Annotated in this window: 14 protein-coding genes; 7 read left to right on the top strand and 7 right to left on the bottom strand. The window is 64.5% G+C overall.

All coding sequences use genetic code 11. The features are described 5' to 3' along the window. Positions 1-10: 10 nt before the first annotated feature. Positions 11-1,918 (bottom strand): sulfate adenylyltransferase subunit CysN, encoded by a 1,908-nt coding sequence (gene cysN, locus C7451_RS05945; protein ID WP_110298061.1) that lies wholly within the window; start codon positions 1,916-1,918, stop codon positions 11-13. After that, positions 1,918-2,847, bottom strand: coding sequence for a sulfate adenylyltransferase subunit CysD (gene cysD, locus C7451_RS05940; RefSeq protein WP_110298060.1), 930 nt, complete (start codon positions 2,845-2,847; stop codon positions 1,918-1,920). Before cysD ends, cysN begins: the two co-directional genes overlap by 1 nt. 85 nt (positions 2,848-2,932) lie before the next feature. Between cysD and C7451_RS05935 the strand changes: the two genes are divergently transcribed. Next, complete coding sequence (locus C7451_RS05935; RefSeq protein WP_110298059.1) at positions 2,933-4,042, top strand: helix-turn-helix transcriptional regulator; 1,110 nt, start codon at positions 2,933-2,935, stop codon at positions 4,040-4,042. A gap of 27 nt (positions 4,043-4,069) precedes the next feature. Here C7451_RS05935 and C7451_RS05930 read toward each other — a convergent pair whose 3' ends face one another. Continuing rightward, positions 4,070-4,981 (bottom strand): SMP-30/gluconolactonase/LRE family protein, encoded by a 912-nt coding sequence (locus C7451_RS05930; RefSeq protein WP_110298254.1) that lies wholly within the window; start codon positions 4,979-4,981, stop codon positions 4,070-4,072. Positions 4,982-5,159: 178 nt separating this feature from the next. Between C7451_RS05930 and C7451_RS05925 the strand changes: the two genes are divergently transcribed. Together C7451_RS05925 and C7451_RS05920 are read left to right on the top strand one after the other, a co-directional pair. Then, complete coding sequence (locus C7451_RS05925; RefSeq protein ID WP_110298058.1) at positions 5,160-6,335, top strand: acyl-CoA dehydrogenase family protein; 1,176 nt, start codon at positions 5,160-5,162, stop codon at positions 6,333-6,335. Continuing rightward, positions 6,332-7,312 (top strand): acyl-CoA dehydrogenase family protein, encoded by a 981-nt coding sequence (locus C7451_RS05920; RefSeq protein WP_244181648.1) that lies wholly within the window; start codon positions 6,332-6,334, stop codon positions 7,310-7,312. Before C7451_RS05925 ends, C7451_RS05920 begins: the two co-directional genes overlap by 4 nt. Positions 7,313-7,579: 267 nt before the next feature. Here C7451_RS05920 and C7451_RS05915 read toward each other — a convergent pair whose 3' ends face one another. Together C7451_RS05915 and C7451_RS05910 are read right to left on the bottom strand one after the other, a co-directional pair. Continuing rightward, positions 7,580-7,969, bottom strand: coding sequence for a hypothetical protein (locus tag C7451_RS05915; protein ID WP_110298056.1), 390 nt, complete (start codon positions 7,967-7,969; stop codon positions 7,580-7,582). 155 nt (positions 7,970-8,124) lie between these two features. Then, positions 8,125-8,523, bottom strand: a complete 399-nt coding sequence (locus C7451_RS05910) for a hypothetical protein (RefSeq protein ID WP_146215294.1) — start codon at positions 8,521-8,523, stop codon at positions 8,125-8,127. 423 nt (positions 8,524-8,946) lie between these two features. On the opposite strand from C7451_RS05910, the gene C7451_RS05905 reads away from it, so the two are divergent. The 3 genes from C7451_RS05905 to C7451_RS05895 all read left to right on the top strand — a co-directional run bounded on the left by C7451_RS05905 (position 8,947) and on the right by C7451_RS05895 (position 14,924). Further along, positions 8,947-11,676, top strand: a complete 2,730-nt coding sequence (locus C7451_RS05905) for a glycoside hydrolase family 2 TIM barrel-domain containing protein (RefSeq protein WP_110298054.1) — start codon at positions 8,947-8,949, stop codon at positions 11,674-11,676. Between the two features lie 19 nt (positions 11,677-11,695). Beyond that, complete coding sequence (locus tag C7451_RS05900) at positions 11,696-13,591, top strand: sulfatase-like hydrolase/transferase (RefSeq protein WP_167398440.1); 1,896 nt, start codon at positions 11,696-11,698, stop codon at positions 13,589-13,591. A 67-nt stretch (positions 13,592-13,658) separates the two neighbouring features. Continuing rightward, positions 13,659-14,924 carry an MFS transporter gene (locus tag C7451_RS05895; RefSeq protein WP_167398439.1) on the top strand — a complete coding sequence of 422 codons (1,266 nt, stop codon included), beginning with the start codon at positions 13,659-13,661 and terminating at the stop codon, positions 14,922-14,924. Here the strand turns inward: C7451_RS05895 and C7451_RS05890 are convergent. Beyond that, positions 14,887-15,771 (bottom strand): sugar kinase, encoded by an 885-nt coding sequence (locus tag C7451_RS05890; protein ID WP_110298052.1) that lies wholly within the window; start codon positions 15,769-15,771, stop codon positions 14,887-14,889. The genes C7451_RS05895 and C7451_RS05890 overlap by 38 nt on opposite strands. Positions 15,772-15,775: 4 nt before the next feature. Beyond that, positions 15,776-16,984 (bottom strand): D-mannonate dehydratase ManD, encoded by a 1,209-nt coding sequence (gene manD / locus C7451_RS05885; protein ID WP_110298051.1) that lies wholly within the window; start codon positions 16,982-16,984, stop codon positions 15,776-15,778. 271 nt (positions 16,985-17,255) lie between these two features. On the opposite strand from manD, the gene C7451_RS05880 reads away from it, so the two are divergent. Further along, positions 17,256-18,041, top strand: a complete 786-nt coding sequence (locus C7451_RS05880) for a FadR/GntR family transcriptional regulator (protein ID WP_110298252.1) — start codon at positions 17,256-17,258, stop codon at positions 18,039-18,041.

The raw sequence follows: 18,041 nt of genomic DNA, 5'->3' as shown, positions 1-18,041 counted from the left end.
CGGGTTTCCCTTATTTCAGCGGCAGCAACTGGCGGATCACGTATTCGGCCGCTTCCTCGATCGTCATCGCACCCGTATCAATCCGGATTTCCGGCGACAATGGCTCCTCATAGGGGCTGTCGATGCCGGTGAAGTTCTTGAGCGCGCCCGAACGCGCCTTCTTGTACAGGCCCTTCACGTCGCGTGCCTCGGCCACTTCGAGCGGCGTATCGACGAAAATCTCGACGAACTCGCCTTCGGGCAGCATCTTGCGCACCATCTCGCGCTCGGCGCGGAAAGGGCTGATGAACGCGGTGAGCACGATCAGCCCTGCATCCGCCATCAGCTTGGCGACCTCGCCGACACGGCGGATATTCTCGATCCGGTCAGCCTCGGTAAAGCCCAGATCCTTGTTGAGGCCGTGGCGGACATTGTCACCATCGAGCAGGAAGGTGTGCCGGTTCATCAAGGCGAGCCGCTTTTCGACCTCGTTGGCGATGGTCGACTTGCCCGCCCCCGAAAGGCCGGTGAACCACAACACCTTCGGAGTCTGGTTCTTCATCCGGGCATGATCTTCCCGGCTGAGATCGGTCGGCTGCCAGTGAACGTTCTGTGCACGGCGCAGCGCAAAATGCAGCATCCCGGCGCTGACGGTGCGGTTGGTGATCTTGTCGATCAGGATGAAACCGCCCAGCGCGCGATTGTCCGCATAGGGTTCGAATACGATCGGCTTGTCTGTGATGATCTCGGCCACGCCAATGGCGTTGAGGTCAAGCGTCTTGGCCGCGACATGCTCCATCGTGTTGACGTTGACCGCATATTTGGGCTGCTGGACCGTGACAGAGACAGTCTGGGTTCCCAGCTTGAGCCAGTAGCCGCGCCCGACGATCAGCGGTTCGTCATCCATCCAGACCAGGGTCGCCTCGAACTGGTCTGCGGCCTGGGGCGGGTTTTCTGCCGATGCGATCACATCGCCGCGAGAGCAATCCACCTCGTCGGCGAAGCACAGCGTGACCGATTGACCGGCGACCGTCTGTTCAAGGTCGCCATCCAGCGTGACGATGCGCGTTACCGTGCTGGTCTTGCCCGAGGGCAGCACGCGCACCGCATCCCCCGGCTTGACCGAGCCGGTCGCGATCAGCCCGGAAAAACCGCGGAAATCCAGATTGGGCCGATTGACCCATTGCACGGGCAGGCGGAAGGGCTTGCCCGCCTCGACCGAGGACAGCACCTCGACCGTCTCGAGATGCTCGACCAGGCTGGGCCCGGTATACCAGGGCGTGTTTTCGGAAGGCGCGGTGATATTGTCGCCCCTGAAGCCGGAAATCGGCAGGGCAGTGAAGCCTTCGATGCCGATGCTCTGCGCAAATTCGGCATAGTCGGCGACGATGTCGTCGAACACCGCCTGATCGTATCCGACCAGGTCCATCTTGTTCACCGCCAGCACGATGTTGCGGATGCCGATCAGGTGGCAGAGGTACGAATGGCGGCGCGTCTGGACGAGCACGCCCTTGCGCGCATCGACCAGGATCACGGCGAGATCGGCGGTCGACGCGCCGGTGATCATGTTGCGCGTATATTGCTCATGGCCCGGGCAATCGGCGACGATGAACTTGCGCTTTTCGGTGTTGAAGAAGCGATAGGCGACATCGATCGTGATGCCCTGTTCGCGTTCGGCGGCGAGGCCGTCGACGAGCAGCGCGAAGTCGATCTCGGCGCCTTGCGTGCCGACGCGCTTGCTGTCTGCCTCCAGTGCTGCGAGCTGATCCTCGAAGATCATCTTGCTGTCATAGAGCAGTCGCCCGATCAGCGTCGACTTGCCGTCATCGACGCTGCCGCAGGTGATGAAGCGCAGCATCGACTTGTGCTGATGCGTGGCGAGATAGGCATCGATGTCCTCGGCAATCAGCGCCTCGGTCTGGTAAACGGGCTCGCTCATCAGAAATACCCCTCCTGCTTCTTCTTCTCCATGCCCGCGCCGCCTGCATCCTTGTCGATCACGCGGCCCTGGCGTTCGGAGGTGGTGGTGAGCAGCGTTTCCTGGATCACTTCGGACAAAGTGCTGGCGGTGCTCTCGACCGCGCCGGTCAGCGGAAAGCAGCCCAGGGTGCGGAAGCGGATCGAGCGTTCGGTGATCTCGGGCGTGCATCCCAGCACCTTTTCCAGCCGCGGAATGTCATCGGCCATGAACAGCTGGCCCTCCCATTCGAAGGTCGGGCGAACGGCGGCAAAATAGAGCGGGACGATGGGCACGTCGTTGAGCTGGATATACTGCCAGATGTCGAGCTCGGTCCAGTTGCTGATCGGGAAGACCCGGATGCTCTCGCCCCTGTTCTTGCGCGCGTTGTAGAGGTTCCACAGTTCCGGCCGCTGGTTCTTCGGGTCCCAGCCGTGGCTGGCGGTGCGGAACGAGAAGATGCGCTCCTTCGCGCGGCTCTTCTCCTCGTCGCGCCGCGCGCCGCCGAATGCTGCATCGAAGCCGTGCAGGTCGAGCGCCTGCTTGAGCCCCTCGGTCTTCCACATGTCGGTGTGCAGCGGGCCGTGGTCGAACGGGTTGATTCCGCGCTCTGCCGCCTCGGGGTTCTGATGGACCAGCAGTTCCATGCCGCTCTCGCGCGCCATCTTGTCGCGCAGGGCATACATGTCCTTGAACTTCCAGGTCGTGTCGACATGCAGCAGCGGGAAGGGCGGCGGGGAAGGGTAGAAGGCCTTGCGTGCCAGATGCAGCATCACCGCGCTGTCCTTGCCGACCGAATAGAGCATCACCGGCTTTTCGGCCTGGGCCACCACCTCGCGCATGATGTGGATCGCCTCGGCCTCAAGGCGCTCGAGATGTGTCAGCACCGACGGATTTCCTTCTTGTGGCATTGCATTCCCCGTCCGAAGATTTTCTTGCCATTGCCAATCGTGGCTGGCGGTCTATTCCATAACTCCCATATGGGAGTAAAATGGCATGATCATCGAGATGTCCCGCCAGGACGATATCTTTCTGCCGCTGGTCGAAGGCATTCGCGAGGTCGAACAATGGCAGCGGTTCCTTGCGGCACTGATGGCGCGGACCCAGGCCCGCCATGCCGTGATGCTGATCGCGCAGGCCAATGCTTCGTCCGAGGACGAGCCCAGCTTTCTGCATCTTGCCGCGCCACGCGCGGCGCACGATCCGGTTATCGACAGGGATTTGCTGCATGACATCGGGCTGCGCTCGTTTCGCTCGCTGCGTCCGGGCCGGGTCTATGCGATCGAGGAACTGCTCGATCATGATGACCCGGCCACACGTGATCGCCAGCGCGCGATGCTGGACGCGCAGGGCATCCGGTTCGGCCGATGGATGCGGGTGACGGTCGACCGGCTGACCGATGCCTGGATATTGCTGACCCGCGAGCGGGAGGATTTCAGCTCTGCGGCGGTGGCCACCCTGTCCTCGACCGCACCCTATGTGCGCGCGGCGCTGCGCGCCTTCATGGCCCTGTCGGAGGAGCAGCTGGCGCGGGCCATGGCGCAGGCCACGTTGCAGCGGCTGGGCATCGGACAGATTGCGCTCGATCATTCTGCTCGGGTGATGGTGGCCGACGCGGTGGCAGAGCGCCATCTCGGCTTTGTCGAGACGCCTGATGGTCGGCCCGGCAGGAAGCTGTTGCTGCCCGCTGCGGCGGCCGACCGGCTCGAGCGCTACTGCGCAGCGGTGGGGGCAGGCAACGCCGATGCGGAGCCGGTGCTGATCCAGATCGATGATGGCATGATGCTGATGCTGCAGCCGGCAGCTTTGCCGCTGTCTCAGGCGATGGTGCAGCTCGTGGCGATCGCGACGCTGCGCATCGCGGCGCGCGAGGACGAGCGCCAGGGTGCTGCGGTGCTGCGTGCCCAGTTCCGCCTGTCCCCGCGCGAAGCCGCGCTGGCGCAGAAGATCAGCCGGGGCGAAACGATTGTCGAGGCAGGGCGCCACCTGCATCTTACCGATGAAACCGCGCGGAACTATTCCAAGCGCATCTACGCGCAGACGCGATCGCGCGGGCAGGCGGATCTGGTGCGGACCATCCTGTGCGGCCTGGCACCTCTGGCCTGATGTCGGCCAGCGCCGGACATCGGGGCTTCAGCCGAGCGGCAGGAAGGCCAGCGCGTTATGCGGGTTCATCGGAATGACCAGCTGGTTCTGCACCGGGTCATGGCACATGGATGCCGCACTGGGGATGCCGACCGCGATCACCTCGGCAGCCGAACCGGGACGGATGCGTGTCACGCTGCCGAAGCGCACGCTGCTCACATATCTGGTGCCGTCCTTCAGGATGACCAGACCGTCATTGCCGCTTTCGGCAGAGCGCTCGGTCCGGATCAGCCGCCCGTCGGGGTGGAAGGTCATCACCGCATTGTCGCCCAGATTGACGACCACGACATGGCCTTCGGGATCGATGGCGATGCCATTGGGATTGGCGAGCGGCGCGCCCTCGACGAATACGGAAACGGACCCGTCGGGCGCGATGCGATAGACGCGCGATTCCGGCCGGGTGTTGGTGGCATAGACCGTGCCGTCCTGTGCCACCGCGATGCCGTTGAGATAGGTCGCCCCCGGAACCGTCGTCGCGCCAAGCGGCTTGCCCGTCGCCAGATCGAAACGGCGCACCGTGTCGATATCCGCCGCGTAGAGAATGCCCCCGGCAATTGCGCTGCCGAGCGGGTGATTGAGCACGAGCCCATCGCGGGTGGCGCCGATCCATTTGGATGTATGGACGCTGCCATCGGGACGGATCAGCGAGACGAAACCGTCATTTTGCTGCAGGTCCTGGGTGACGCCGGCGTTCATCGCGACGATGAGGTTGCGGTCAGGATCATAGGTGCAGCTTTCGGCAAAGCGGAAGCTGCCGAACACGCGGACGTTGCTGCTGATCGGGGTGGCGATGCCCGCTTCGTTGACGGTCCCCAGCGGTTCGCCTGCCTTGAACTCCTGCGCCGATCCCGGCGCGCTCGCCAGAAGCGCCGGTATCAGCGCGATCACCATCATTCTCATTGCCCGCTCCCTTTCCGGTCCCGACCAGACTGCCCTGCGGCCTGCACCAGGTCCAGCGCTTTCCCGCGTGCCGATGCCCATGACCGGCTCTGGCCGATCGATCGCATCGCTTTGAACTTTGCGGTGCTTCAACCCCGCGTTATGGCAGCGATAAAGCCCTTCCCGAGACAGGGGCACGATGACCCGACCCGCAGGAGAGCGTGTGTTTGACAGCCTGACCCTTGCAGCCTTGCCGCCGGAGGACGAGGACATCCGTCCTGCCATTCGCGCGCTGATTGCCGATGCGATCGCGACACTTCCGACCGATCGCCGGGCGCGGTCCTGGGCCGGATTTGATGCCGATTTCAGCCGCCGTCTCGGAGCGGAGGGCTATCTGGGGCTGACCTTGCCGCGCGCCTATGGCGGCGGCGGGCGCGGGCCGTTTGCCCGGTTCGTGGTGGTCGAGGAACTGCTTGCGGCGGGAGCGCCAGTGGCGGCGCACTGGATCGCCGATCGGCAGAGCGCGCCGCTGATCCTGAATTTCGGCACCGAGGAGCAGCGCCAGGCCTATATCCCGAAAATCTGCCGGGGCGAGCTGTTCTTCTGCATCGGCATGAGCGAGCCGGGATCGGGATCGGACCTGGCGAGCGTTCGGACCCGTGCCGAGCGGACCGCGGCCGGCTGGCGGCTCAACGGGCAGAAGATCTGGACCACCAATGCGATGCACAGCGATTACATGATCGCGCTGGTGCGGACATCGGGAACGGCGGCAGACCGGCACAATGGCCTGTCGCAGCTGATCATCGATCTCAGGGCGCCCGGCGTTACCATCCGCCCCATCGTCGATCTGGCCGGGGACGCGCATTTTGCCGAGGTCTTCTTCACCGATGTCGATCTGCCTGCGGACGCGCTGATCGGCGCCGAGGGCGAAGGGTGGCAGCAGGTCGTTGCCGAACTCGCCTTCGAGCGCAGCGGCCCGGAGCGGATCTATTCGAGTGTCGTGCTGCTCGATGCCTGGGTCGGCCATCTCCGGTCGGTGGGTCGCGACGACCGCGCGACGCGCACGCTGGTCGGCGATTTCACCGCACGGCTCGCCATGCTGCGCGCGATGTCGATCGCCTGCACCGCGCGGCTGGCAGCGGGCGAAAGCCCGGTCGTCGAAGCCTCGCTGGTCAAGGATCTGGGCACCAGTTTCGAACAGGAACTGCCGGTGCGGATCGGCGATGACCTTGCAGCGCATCCCGACGAGCCGGTCGATGCCGAACTGCACCGCACGCTGCTCTATGTCACACACCTTGCTCCCAGCTTCTCGCTGCGCGGCGGCACGCGCGAAATCCTGCGCGGGATCATTGCACGGGGAATGGGGCTGAGATGATGGATATTCAGGAACTGGTCGAGCCATTTGCCCGGATGCTGCAGGCCATCGCGCCCGCATCCACCGTTCGCGCGATCGAGCAGGGCGCCCGTATCGACGCGCTCTGGGCCGAGATCGCGGGCTCGGGCTATCTCGATGCGCTGGTTGCAGAGCGCGACGGCGGTGCCGGCCTTGATGGCCTGTGCGCGCATGGCCTGTGGCAGGAGCTGGGGCGCCACATCGTTCCGCTGCCGGTCGGCGAGACCATGATCGCCCGGGCGCTGCTGGCGGGGGCAGGGGTTCCGGCTCCCGGTGGCCCGATCGCGCTGGCGGTGGCAGCGCCGGGCCAGGACGCGATGGTGCCGCTGGGGCGGGTCGCAGAGCATGTGCTGGTCGACGACGGCAGGCAATTGTATCTGGCGCCTGCTGCATCCGCGCGTGGCGAGCCGACCGGTGTGGCAGGCGACCTTGGCGCAAGCATGCGCTGGGAGACGCTGGAAGGTCTCGCGTGGATCGCAAGGCCCGAATGCGGGCTGCGCGCGATGGCTGCCGTGCTGCGCGCCGCGCTGATCGCCGGTGCGGCCGATCACCTGGTCACCGTCACGGCGGGCTATTGCAATGATCGGGTGCAGTTCGGCAAGCCCATAGGGCGGCAGCAGGCGTTGCAGCAGAATCTGGCGGTCATGGCCGAAGAGGCGCTGGCCGCGCGTATCGCGTCGCAGATCGGTTGTGCGTCGGGCCTGACCCCGTCGCTCGCAGCTGCCGCCTGCGCCAAGTCGGTCGCCAGCGCGGCCGCAGTCCGCATCGCCGCAACCGCCCATGCGGTGCACGGCGCGATCGGCATCAGCCACGATCATGACCTGCAGCTTTACACGCGCAGGCTGTACGAATGGCGGCTCAGCGACGGGTCGGAAGGCTATTGGAACGATCTGCTGGGCGGAGCGATGCTGGCCAGCGCCGATACGGCGGTCGATTTCGCCCGGTTGCATTGCCGTTGAATGCGGCCCGGGCGCCATGCTGACGGGAGGAGTTCAGCAGCGTTGCGGGCATTGTGAAAACGCCCCGGCCGGCTATCGCAAAGCCTGTGGCAACCGGCGGACCATGGCCGAGCATCCGGTGCGCTGTCTCGTGCTGATCGGCGGCCCGAGGGAAGCGGTCATGGGCAGGTGATCACGGCTGCGCTCTATCGAGTATCCCGATACGGTCCGCTCCTCATGAAAACGCCCGGCTGTCTGAATTGCTGCAACTGGGTGGAAAGTTGCCGCTTACATTGAGACGGTTTCATAGCTGACCGAAACGCCAGCAACCGAGTTATCCTGTTCAAAGATCCGAGACTTTTCGGCATGCCGGATGAGTAGGCGGTCTGAAGCAAGCCATTTGATTTCAGCCCATGAGCCGCCCCAATCTCCGACTTTTGCGGCCCCATGATCGTCATCTGCGCGGAACGTATTGCCTCTGCCCGCTGCGGCTTGTCCGGCTTCCATAATCGAGATTTGCGTCGAGTATCCGCTAGTCGCGCCGCAGTCGCGTTGAAACATCACCGCTTCGTGCTTGCCATCTGGCGAAACAAGTCGGGTTATGACTTCGTTGGTGCAAGCGTCATCACAGGCGCCCACAGCAATGGACAGAACCAACAGGAGCAAAGCGCGGATCACTGGCGCAAACTAACCCTCTCTTGAAACGGCAGCAACGGGGTCGTTTGCTGAATGGCAGAAATTTTTCGCGAGCAGGGCAAAGCGGCCTGGAGGGTTTTGGGACCGAAGTTCGGCCCGGCTCATGACCGGAAATGGGTGGATTGGGGACGTTCTCGCTAGCGATCGAATGCAGCCTCAATTCGCGCGACGACCTCGTTCAGTTCGGCTTCGCTCGGCGTCTCGTGACTCTGAGTTATCCCGCCAGCCAGATACGCGAAAGCCGTCCATTCCTCGTTCGCGCCCTGTAAGATCACGATCTCGGCATATTTGGTCTTCCCTCTAATCCCGTTAGCGCCGGCTAGGGTCTCGGAGCATCGAATTTGGGTGGCTGCAAGAGTGTCCCGCAATTGCGAAGAAGCGATGATACAGAAGTCTTTGGGGCGCTCTGGCAGGCGGGGCTTGGACAACCAGAAAGGCTTCGACGGCGTCGGTTCTGTCGGCGCATTCGTTTCACAGCCTGATAGACAAAGGGCGGCAAGCCACATCACACCGGCATTGAATCGAAAAAGGTTCACGAACTCAACTTATCAGTGTCTAAGATTGTCCGCTACGGGGTCGGAAAACGAATTTCCGGTTTCGGCCGAGTTGAAGCGATAGCTGCCGCTCAGCTGGTCGTGGCATTCGATGCCGCCTGGCGCGGGTCTGCCTGTACTGCTCCAGAATTTGATCTTACCAATTCTGATCGATCCACCATATCTGTCAACGCCTCGGGGGCCATGCAAAGCGCTGGCTGGTTGCGCAGGGTTGTTGCCCGAACCTGCTGATCCTGCAGGATCGCTGTCATGAAATCGTATCTCGAAACCGATTTTGGCTGTTCAGGCGCTCGGTCAGTGCGAGCCGCGCCCTGGCATTGCCGCAGCATGCCGGCCGGTTTCATTTAAGGTTGACACCCTCAGTTTAATCGTATTTGGTCTAACCAATAATCAGGGAGTGGTGCAATGACTGAGGGACGCGGCACGGGATCGCGCGCGCTGCGGGGTGCGGCCGCGGCAGCGCTGGGAGTGGCGGTGCTGGTCACGGCGGGGCCGGGCCTGGCACAGCCAGCAGCAGCAGATCCTGCAGCACCGGCTCGCCCGGCTGCGAGCGACGCCCGAAAGGTCATGGAGCTTGGCACGGGCTGGCGGTTCCTGTTTGGCGACGTCCCTGATTCCGTTCGCACCCCCGAATTCGATGACAGCCGCTGGGAGCAGGTCAGCCTGCCGCACAGCTGGAATCGCATGGGCAATTACGCGCCCGTGCGCGCCGAGGGTTCGGACGTTCGCCAAGGGACCGGCTGGTACCGGATGCGGCTGGGCGAGGTGGCGCTGCCCAGGGGCAAGCGCGCAATCCTGCAGTTCGATGGCGTCGGCGCGATTGCCGACCTGTGGGTCAATGGCCAGCATGTCGGGCAGCACAAGGGCGCCTTCTCGCGCTTCCGCTTCGACATCAGCGATCATCTCAAACCGGGTCAGGCGAACATCATCGTCGTGCGTGCGGACAACAGCAAGCCCGAGAAGGGCAGCAGCACCGAGCATGTCATCCCGCTGGGGGGCGATTTCTTCATCCATGGCGGCCTGTATCGCGGCGTCTCGCTGATCGAGGTCGATGCCGCGTCGATCGATCTCATGGACCACGGCGGGCCCGGCATCTATGTTTCGACCCCCAGCGTCACACCCGAAAAGGCCGAGGTTGCGGTGCTCACGCGGCTGCGCAATTCGGGGCAAAAGGCGCGCAAGCTGGCCGTGGTCACCCGCATCGCCGATGCCGATGGCCGGACGGTTGCGAGCGCGTCGGGGCCTGCCCGGCGGCTCGGGCCGGGCGAGACAAGCGAGCTGACCACGCCACTTTCTCTCACCAATCCCAGGCTCTGGCAGGGACGCAGCGACCCTTATCTCTATTCGGTCACCGTCGAGCTGCGCGACGGCGCCCGCGTGATCGACAGCGTGACAGAGCCGCTCGGCGTGCGCAGCTTCGCCTGGGACGCGGACCAGGGTTTCATTCTCAACGGCAAGCCGATGCGGCTGCACGGTGCCTCGCGCCATCAGGACTGGCAGGGCAAGGGATGGGCGCTCACCGCCGAAGATCATGCCACCGACATGGCGATCATGGCCGAAATGGGCGTCAATACGGTGCGCCATGCGCATTACCAGCACGCGCAGGAATGGAGCGACCTTGCCGATCGCAACGGGATGGTGGTGAAGGCAGAGCTGCCGTTCGTGCACCAGTCCGCTTTCGATGAATCGCTGCCCGCGCCAGAGCTGGTCGCCAATGCGCGGCAGCAGTTGCTCGAACTGATCCGGCAGAATTACAATCACCCCTCGATCATGCTCTGGTCGGTGGGCAACGAGATCGATATCGGCGCCGCCATCGCCGCGCTGATGAAGGGCGGCAAGGGCGCTCCGGCCAAATCGCGCGACATGCTGGTCGAACTGAACGCGCTGGCGAAGCAGGAAGACTCCACCCGGCCGACGCTCTATGCCGATTGCTGCGAGGGCACGCCGTCTCCCCTCGCTCGTCCGGGCGCGCAAGTGCTCAACGACATTACCGATGTGGTCGGGCTTAATCGCTATTTCGGCTGGTATTACGGCCAGCCTCAGGACCTGTCGCGCGCCTTGACCAGCCTTCGCAGCCGCTATCCGGACCGGCCGATGGCGGTGACCGAATATGGCGCAGGCGGCGCATTCAGCCAGCATACCGACAATCCGCTCGGCGGGCCGGTCAACGCCAATGGCCGCCCGCATCCCGAGGAGTTCCAGGCCTGGGTGCATGAACAGAACTGGAAGGTTCTCAAGCAGGCCAATTTCCTCTCGACCAGCTGGATCTGGAACATGTTCGATTTCGCCTCCACCAGTCGCGAGGAAGGCGAGGCCTATGACCTGAACGACAAGGGACTGGTCAGCTATGACCGCAAGACCCGCAAGGACGCCTTCTATTTCTACAAGGCGCAATGGTCCGAAGAGCCGGTGCTGCACCTGACCGGCAGACGCTATATCGACCGCGCCTATCCGGTGTTGGACGTGCGCGCCTATAGCAATGCGCCGCGCGCCAGCCTGACGGTCAACGGCCAGGCCATCGGCACGGTGGACTGCCCTGACCGCATCTGCGTCTGGCCCGGCGTGCGGTTGCGCGCAGGCGACAATCAGATCGCCGCCTCGGCCGAGCGCGGCGGGAAGGCGCTGACCGACAGCCTGACCTGGACGGCGCCGGATTCAGCTAACGGGCTGCATGTCCGCGCTGGCCATCTGACCGGGCAGACGACGTCTGCCGGATTGCGCTTCGGTTCGGACAATTTCTTTACCGGCGGCAAGGCGTCCGAATTGCGCATGGCAGGCCGCACCAGAATCGCGCCCAGCAACGTCACCGGTACTACCGATCCCGAGCTTTACGCCTCCTATCGCCAGGGTGCCTTCACGTACGACCTGCCGCTGCCCGATGGCCGCTGGACGGTCACGCTGCACCTGTTCGAGCCCGAAACCGATGCCGCAAAGGCCGCAGCGCGCAGCATGACGGTGCGTGCCAATGGCAAACCGGTGCTGACCGGTTTCAACCCGGCCAAGGCAGGCGGCGGGTCGCTCAAGGCGGTGACCCACCGCTTCGACGTGACATCGAGCGGCGGGCTGAAGCTCGATTTCAGCGGCGGCGATGGCGGTGCAGTGGTCTCCGCAATTTCCGTCAGCCCGGCGCGCTGACGGTTCGGAGGGCAAGGCCATGGTTTCAAGGCGCGGCCTAATCAAGGCGCTGGCGGCAAGCGGGGTGGCGGCCTCCGCGCCGACACTCGCGCACGCCACCAAGCGGAGCCCGGCGCTGCCCAATATTCTCTGGCTGGTGAGCGAGGATCACAGCCCGTTCCTGGGTTGTTATGGCGATCCCATCGCGCATTCGCCCAACATTGATGCGCTGGCTGCCAAGGGCATTCTCTATGCTCGCGCCTATGCCAATGCGCCGGTATGTGCGCCGTCGCGCTTCGCGATTCTCACCGGCTGCCATCCTGAAAGCAACGCGCCTGCGCAGCACATGCGCGCGATGGCGAACCTGCCGACGGTCATGCGCACCTATCCCGAATATCTGCGCAGCCTGGGCTATTACTGCACCAACAACGACAAGACCGATTACAATTGCAACGTCGAGCCCGAGCGAATCTGGAACGAGTCCAGCGCGAAGGCGCACTGGCGGGGCCGGCCCGACGGCGCACCCTTCATGGCGGTGTTCAATCACATGACCACGCATGAATCGCGGCTGTTCGGGCCCAGGCCGGTCGAGGGGCCGGTTACGCCCGATCTGGTCCGCATTCCGCCCTATCTGCCGGACACCCCGGCGATGCGCACCGATTTTGCCAGCTATTACAACCTGATCGCGCGGATGGACGGCGAGATTGGCGCGCGGCTGAAGGAGCTGGAGGCGGACGGGCTCGCCGAAGACACCATTGTCTTCTATTATTCGGACCATGGCGGGGTGCTGCCGCGCAGCAAGCGCTATTGTTACGAAGAAGGCCTGCGCGTCGCGCTGATCGCGCATTTCCCGCCCAAATGGCAGCACCTCGCGCCGGTGCCGATGGGCAGCACAGTGACCCAGCCGGTGAGCCTGGTCGATCTTGCACCCACGCTCCTTTCGCTGGCCGGGGTGGCAAAACCGACGCAGATGCATGGGCAGGCTTTTCTGGGCAGCGAGGTCGGCCAGCGCTCGCCCTATGCCTTCGGCATGCGCGACCGCATGGACGAGCGTTACGATATGGTTCGCACCGCCTGTGACGGGCGTTATCGCTATATCCGCAACTACATGCCGCACCGGCCCTGGGGCGCCTATTCGTCGTTCGAATGGATCGCCAAGGGCTATCAGTCGTGGGACGAGGCGCGGATCGCCGGGACGCTGACGCCCGATCAGTCGCGCTTCTTCGGACGCAAGCCGTACGAGGAGCTCTACGATCTCGAGGCCGATCCCTATCAGCTCACCAATCTGGCGAATGAGGCCAAACAGGCCGCCACGCTTGCGCGTTTCCGCAAGGCGCTCGATGCACATATGCTGGCGATCCGCGACAACGGCTTCCTTCCCGAAGGCGAGCCGGGCGAGGGTTATGAAGCGACGCGCAGCGAGGCGGCCTATCCGCTGCGCCAGATCATGCAGGTGGCGTCGGTCGCCGCGCGCGGCGAGGCGCGCAATGCCCGGCGGCTGGCGGCGCTGCTGCGGAACCGCAATGCGGTGATCCGCTATTGGGCGGCGACCGGGCTGGTGGTTCTGGGCGAGGCAGCGCTGCCTGCCAAAGCCGCGCTGGCCGAGACTGTCGCCCGTGATGCGTCGCCAGCGGTGCGGATCGCCGCCGCCGAAGCGCTCGGCAATATCGGTGATCCGGGCATCGCCTTGGCGGTCCTGGAACAGTCTGTCGCTTCGGGCAAGCCGTTCCAGCAGCGGCTGATGGCGCTCAACGCGCTCGATGCGCTTGATGAACGCGCGCGCCCGGCCTTGCCTGCGATCAAGGCGATCGTCGATGACGAGAACGACTATGTCATCCGCGCCGCGCGCTATCTGGTCGCGGTGCTGGAAGGCAATTTCCGTCCCGCCATGCCCACCGGCAGACCGCGCGCCGCTGGTGCGCCCGCGGGCAATTGACGGATGCCCGATCATCTCCCCTTGGCCGGGCCGCGTGCCCGGCCCCTTTTTTCTTGAAGGCAAGCCGATGAATGCAATTCGGGCCGGGCGCTTGCGCTGGTGGATCATCGGTCTGGTGACGCTGGGGACGATCCTGAACTATCTCGCGCGCTCGACGCTTTCGGTCGCCGCGCCGACGCTGAAGACCGAATTTGCGATGACGACCGAACAGTATAGCTGGGTCGTGCTCGCGTTTCAGGCGAGCTATACCGTGATGCAGACCGTGGCGGGCACGGTGCTCGATGCGCTGGGCACGCGGCTCGGCTTCTTCCTGTTCGCGATCGGCTGGGCGCTTTCGAACATGGCGCATGCCTTTGCCACTGGCTGGCAGAGCCTTGCATTCTTTCGTACCTTGCTCGGTGCGACCGAGGCGGCGGCGATCCCGGCCGGGGCCAAGACCGTCGCGACCTGGTTCCCGCCGCGCGAACGGTCGCTCGCCACCAGCCTGTTCCAGATGGGCACCAGTGTCGGCAACATGATTGCGCCGCCTTTGGTCGCTTTCTGCATCCTCGCCTGGAACTGGGAAGCCGCCTTCATCGTCACCGGCGTGCTCAGCCTGGTCTGGGCGGGCCTGTGGTGGTTCGGCTATCGCGACCCGGCCGACCACCCCCGGCTTTCGCAGGGCGAGCGCGACCTGATCGAGGCAGGACGTGCCGACGATGTCATGGCCAAGCCGGCGACCAAGCGCGACGTGCTGCGCAGCCGATCTTTCTGGGCCATCGCGACGCCGCGTTTCCTGTCCGAACCGGCATGGCAGACGTTCAACTTCTTCATCCCGCTCTATCTGGTCTCGGCCTGGAATCTCGATCTCAAGGCAATCGCGCTCTGGGCGTGGCTGCCATTCCTTGCAGCCGATTTCGGCAGCCTCGCGGCGGGGCTGCTCCCAGGCTGGCTGATGCAGCGCGGGGCGGGCTTGCTGGCCAGCCGCAAGATCACGATGACGATCGGCGCCCTGTGCATGGTCGGCCCGGCGTGCATCGGCCTGGCAACGTCGCCCGGAATGGCGATCGCGCTGTTCTGCATCGGCGGATTTGCGCACCAGATGCTCAATGGCGCGCTGATCACGCTGTGCGCCGACGTGTTCGACAAGAAGACCGTGGGAACCGCAAGCGGCATGGCGGGAACGTCGGCCTGGATCGGCGGCATGCTGTTCACGCTGCTGATCGGGCAGAGCGCAGACAGTTTCGGTTATGATCCGCTGTTCGTCGCGCTGGCCGGCCTCGATCTGCTCGCCGCGGCAGTGCTTTGGGCGCTGCTCAGGGATCGCGGTCGGGGATCGCGCCGGGCCGCATGACGGTCCACCCGGCGAGCACATGCCCGGCCTGCGCCGCTTCGACCGGCGTCGCTCCCTTCATCCGTGCGCCCAGATAGCCCGCATTGAAGGCATCGCCAGCCCCGCTGGTATCCACCGGGTCGAGTATCTCGGGGGGCGCGGCGATCGCGCCATCGGCAAGGCGGCATCCGCGTTCGCCCAGCTTGACCACGGTCTCGCTACAGCCCAGCGCCTGCCAATGCGCGGCGACCGCGTCCGCGTCGGTTTCGCCGGACAGCAGCACTTCGTCGTCGAGCGTCGGCAGGCCGAGCGTGGCGAGCGCGATGGCATGGTCGCGCTCCTCGAGGGCCTCTGCGCCATCCGCCCAAAGCCTGGCGCGGTAATTGCCATCGAACGCCACCTGTCCGCCGCGCTGGCGCACCGAACGGGCGAGCGCGTAAAGCGCCTCGCGGCCCTGGGGTGGCAGAATGGCCAGGGTGATGAGCGAAAACGCAATCATGTCGGCCTGCGCGGCCTGATCCAGTGCCCTTGCCGCATCGGGCAGCGCAAACATCGCGCGCGCAGCGCTCTGGTCGCGCCAATAGGCAAAGCTGCGCTCGCCGCGATCATCGGTGCTGATGGCATACAGCCCGGTCGAGCGGTCGGGGTGGTGGAGCACCAGCGCGGTGTCCAGCCCCTCTGCGCGCCAGCGGTCGATCAATCCGGCGCTCAACGGATCGCTGCCCAGGGCGGTCAGAAAGCCGACATCATGCCCGGCCCGCGCCAGATGCAGCGCGGTGTTCAGCGTGTCGCCTCCATGGCCCATATGCCAATGCTCGCCCCGCTGGCTCAGCTCCAGCATGGCCTCGCCGATCAGGACGATGCGCATCGCCTCACCAGTTCCACATCGTCCCGTCCTCGAGCCGCGCGACGGGCAGATAGGCAGGCTTGTAGGGATATTTCTGAGCGAGTGCTTCGTCGATATCGACGCCGTGGCCGGGCGTCTCGCCGCAATACATCAGCCCCGCCTCGAACCGGTAGTCGTGCGGGAAGACCTCGTCCGTGGCTTCGGTATGGCGCATATATTCCTGTATGCCGAAATTGGGCACCCAGGTGTCGAAATGGAGCGCACATCCCATCGTCACCGGCGACAGATCGGTCGCGCCATGGCAGCCGGTGCGCACCTGGTACAGGCTGGCGAAATCGGCGATGCGGCGCAGATGCGTCAGCCCTCCTGCGCCGACCACGGTCGCGCGGATATAGTCGATCAGCTGGTTCTGGATCAGGTCCTTGCAATCCCAGATCGTGTTGAAGATTTCGCCCACAGCCAGCGGGGTGACGGTGTGCTGGCGCACCAGCCTGAACGCTTCCTGGTTTTCGGCCGGCGTGCAGTCCTCCAGCCAGAACAGCTGATAGGGCTCGAGCATCTTGCCCAGATTTGCCGCCTCCTGCGGGGTATAGCGATGATGGCCATCGTGCAGCAGATGATGGTCGAAGCCATAGGTCTTGCGCAATTCCTCGAACAGTTTCGGCACATAGTTCAGTGCCTTGCGCGTGTCCCAGCCGGTGACCGAGGGCAGGGCGGCATCCGCCGGTTCATAGTACAGCTTGCCGCGCCCGACCCCATAGGCGTCCTTGATGCCCGGCACGCCGGTCTGCGCGCGGATCGCCTTGTAGCCCATGTCGATATACTGGCCGACCGCCTCGACGGTTTCGGCAATATCGCTGCCATTGGCATGGCCATAGACCATCACGCCGTCTCGGCTCCGCCCGCCGAGCAACTGGTAGAGTGGCATCCCCGCCAGCTTGGCCTTGATGTCCCACAGCGCCATGTCGACCGCAGCGATCGCGCGCATCGTCACCGGCCCGCGCCGCCAATAGGCACCGCGATAGAGATATTGCCAGATATCCTCGATCCGCTGCGGGTCCATGCCGATCAGGCAGGGGATGACATGGTCTTCCAGATAGGAGACGACCGAAAGCTCGCGTCCGTTCAGCGTCGCATCGCCAATGCCGTACACCCCCTGATCGGTCTCGATCTTGAGCGTCACGAAATTGCGCCCGGGACACGTCACGATCACCTTGGCCGATTGTATCTTCATGAGATACGCCTCTCCCCTGCTGGTCAACATCTCGGGCCATTGGTAACGCCCCGGACATCAATTGCAACAGAATTGGTAATACCTATTTAGAAAACCTGTCTTGAAGCTGATCATTCCGCTCGTCGGCTCCATCACCCCGGCTCCGGTTCGCGACCCTCAGCCGATCATCGCGCGGCGCATTAGGCATTGTCGATCCAGCCGGGGCTGTGGCATGGATGGCGGTGGCCGGTTGCCAGCAATTGGTCAGGCCTTTGATCAGGAGCAGCAGCGCATGGCGCGACCCAGGAAAAACGCACCCGCCATCGAACCCGCGCTGCCGCCCGAGCGGCTCTATCAGAAACTGGCGAAGGACCTGTTTTCCGATCTGGTTGCCGGGCGTTATGCGGTGGGCGATCGCCTGCCGGCCGAACGCGAGCTTTCCGTGCAGTACAATGTCTCGCGTCCCGCCGTGCGCGAGGCGATGATCGCGCTGGAAGTGCAGGGGTTGATCGAGGTCCGCATCGGCTCGGGCGCCTATGTGCGCAAGCTGCCCGGCGAGTCCGATGCCCCCGGCTTCACCGTGACGGCATTCGAGCTGATGGAGGCGCGGCTGCTGATCGAAGGCGAGGCGGCAGCGCTGGCGGCCGTGCATATTCGCGAGGACGAACTGGCCGAACTCGAGCAACTTGTCGCCGAGATCGAGCAGGAAAACCGTCTGCCCGGCGGCAGCACCAATGCCGATTATGCCTTTCACATGCTGATCGCCACCGCGACCCGCAATGCGGTGATCCGCAACCAGATCGAGGAAATGTGGCGGCTGCGTTCGACCTCGCCCAATTGCGCGCTGCTGCTCGAAAAGGCGCGGACCGCCAATGTCCAGCCGGTCGTCGAGGAGCACAAGGCCGTGCTGGATGCGCTCAAGGCGCGCGATCCGGCCGCCGCCCGCGCCGCGATGCGCGGCCATATGTCCGCCGTTATCAATCACCTGCTGTTCGCCACCGAAGAAGAGGCTATTGAGGCCGCGAGGCGCAACGTCGCCTCCACCCGCGAACGCTATGCAAGGGCAGCGCAACTCTGA

Origin of the sequence: Blastomonas natatoria, assembly GCF_003201955.1 — a bacterium.
Taxonomy (GTDB): Bacteria; Pseudomonadota; Alphaproteobacteria; order Sphingomonadales; family Sphingomonadaceae; genus Blastomonas; species Blastomonas natatoria.
This window is presented reverse-complemented; position numbering and strand designations above follow the sequence as displayed.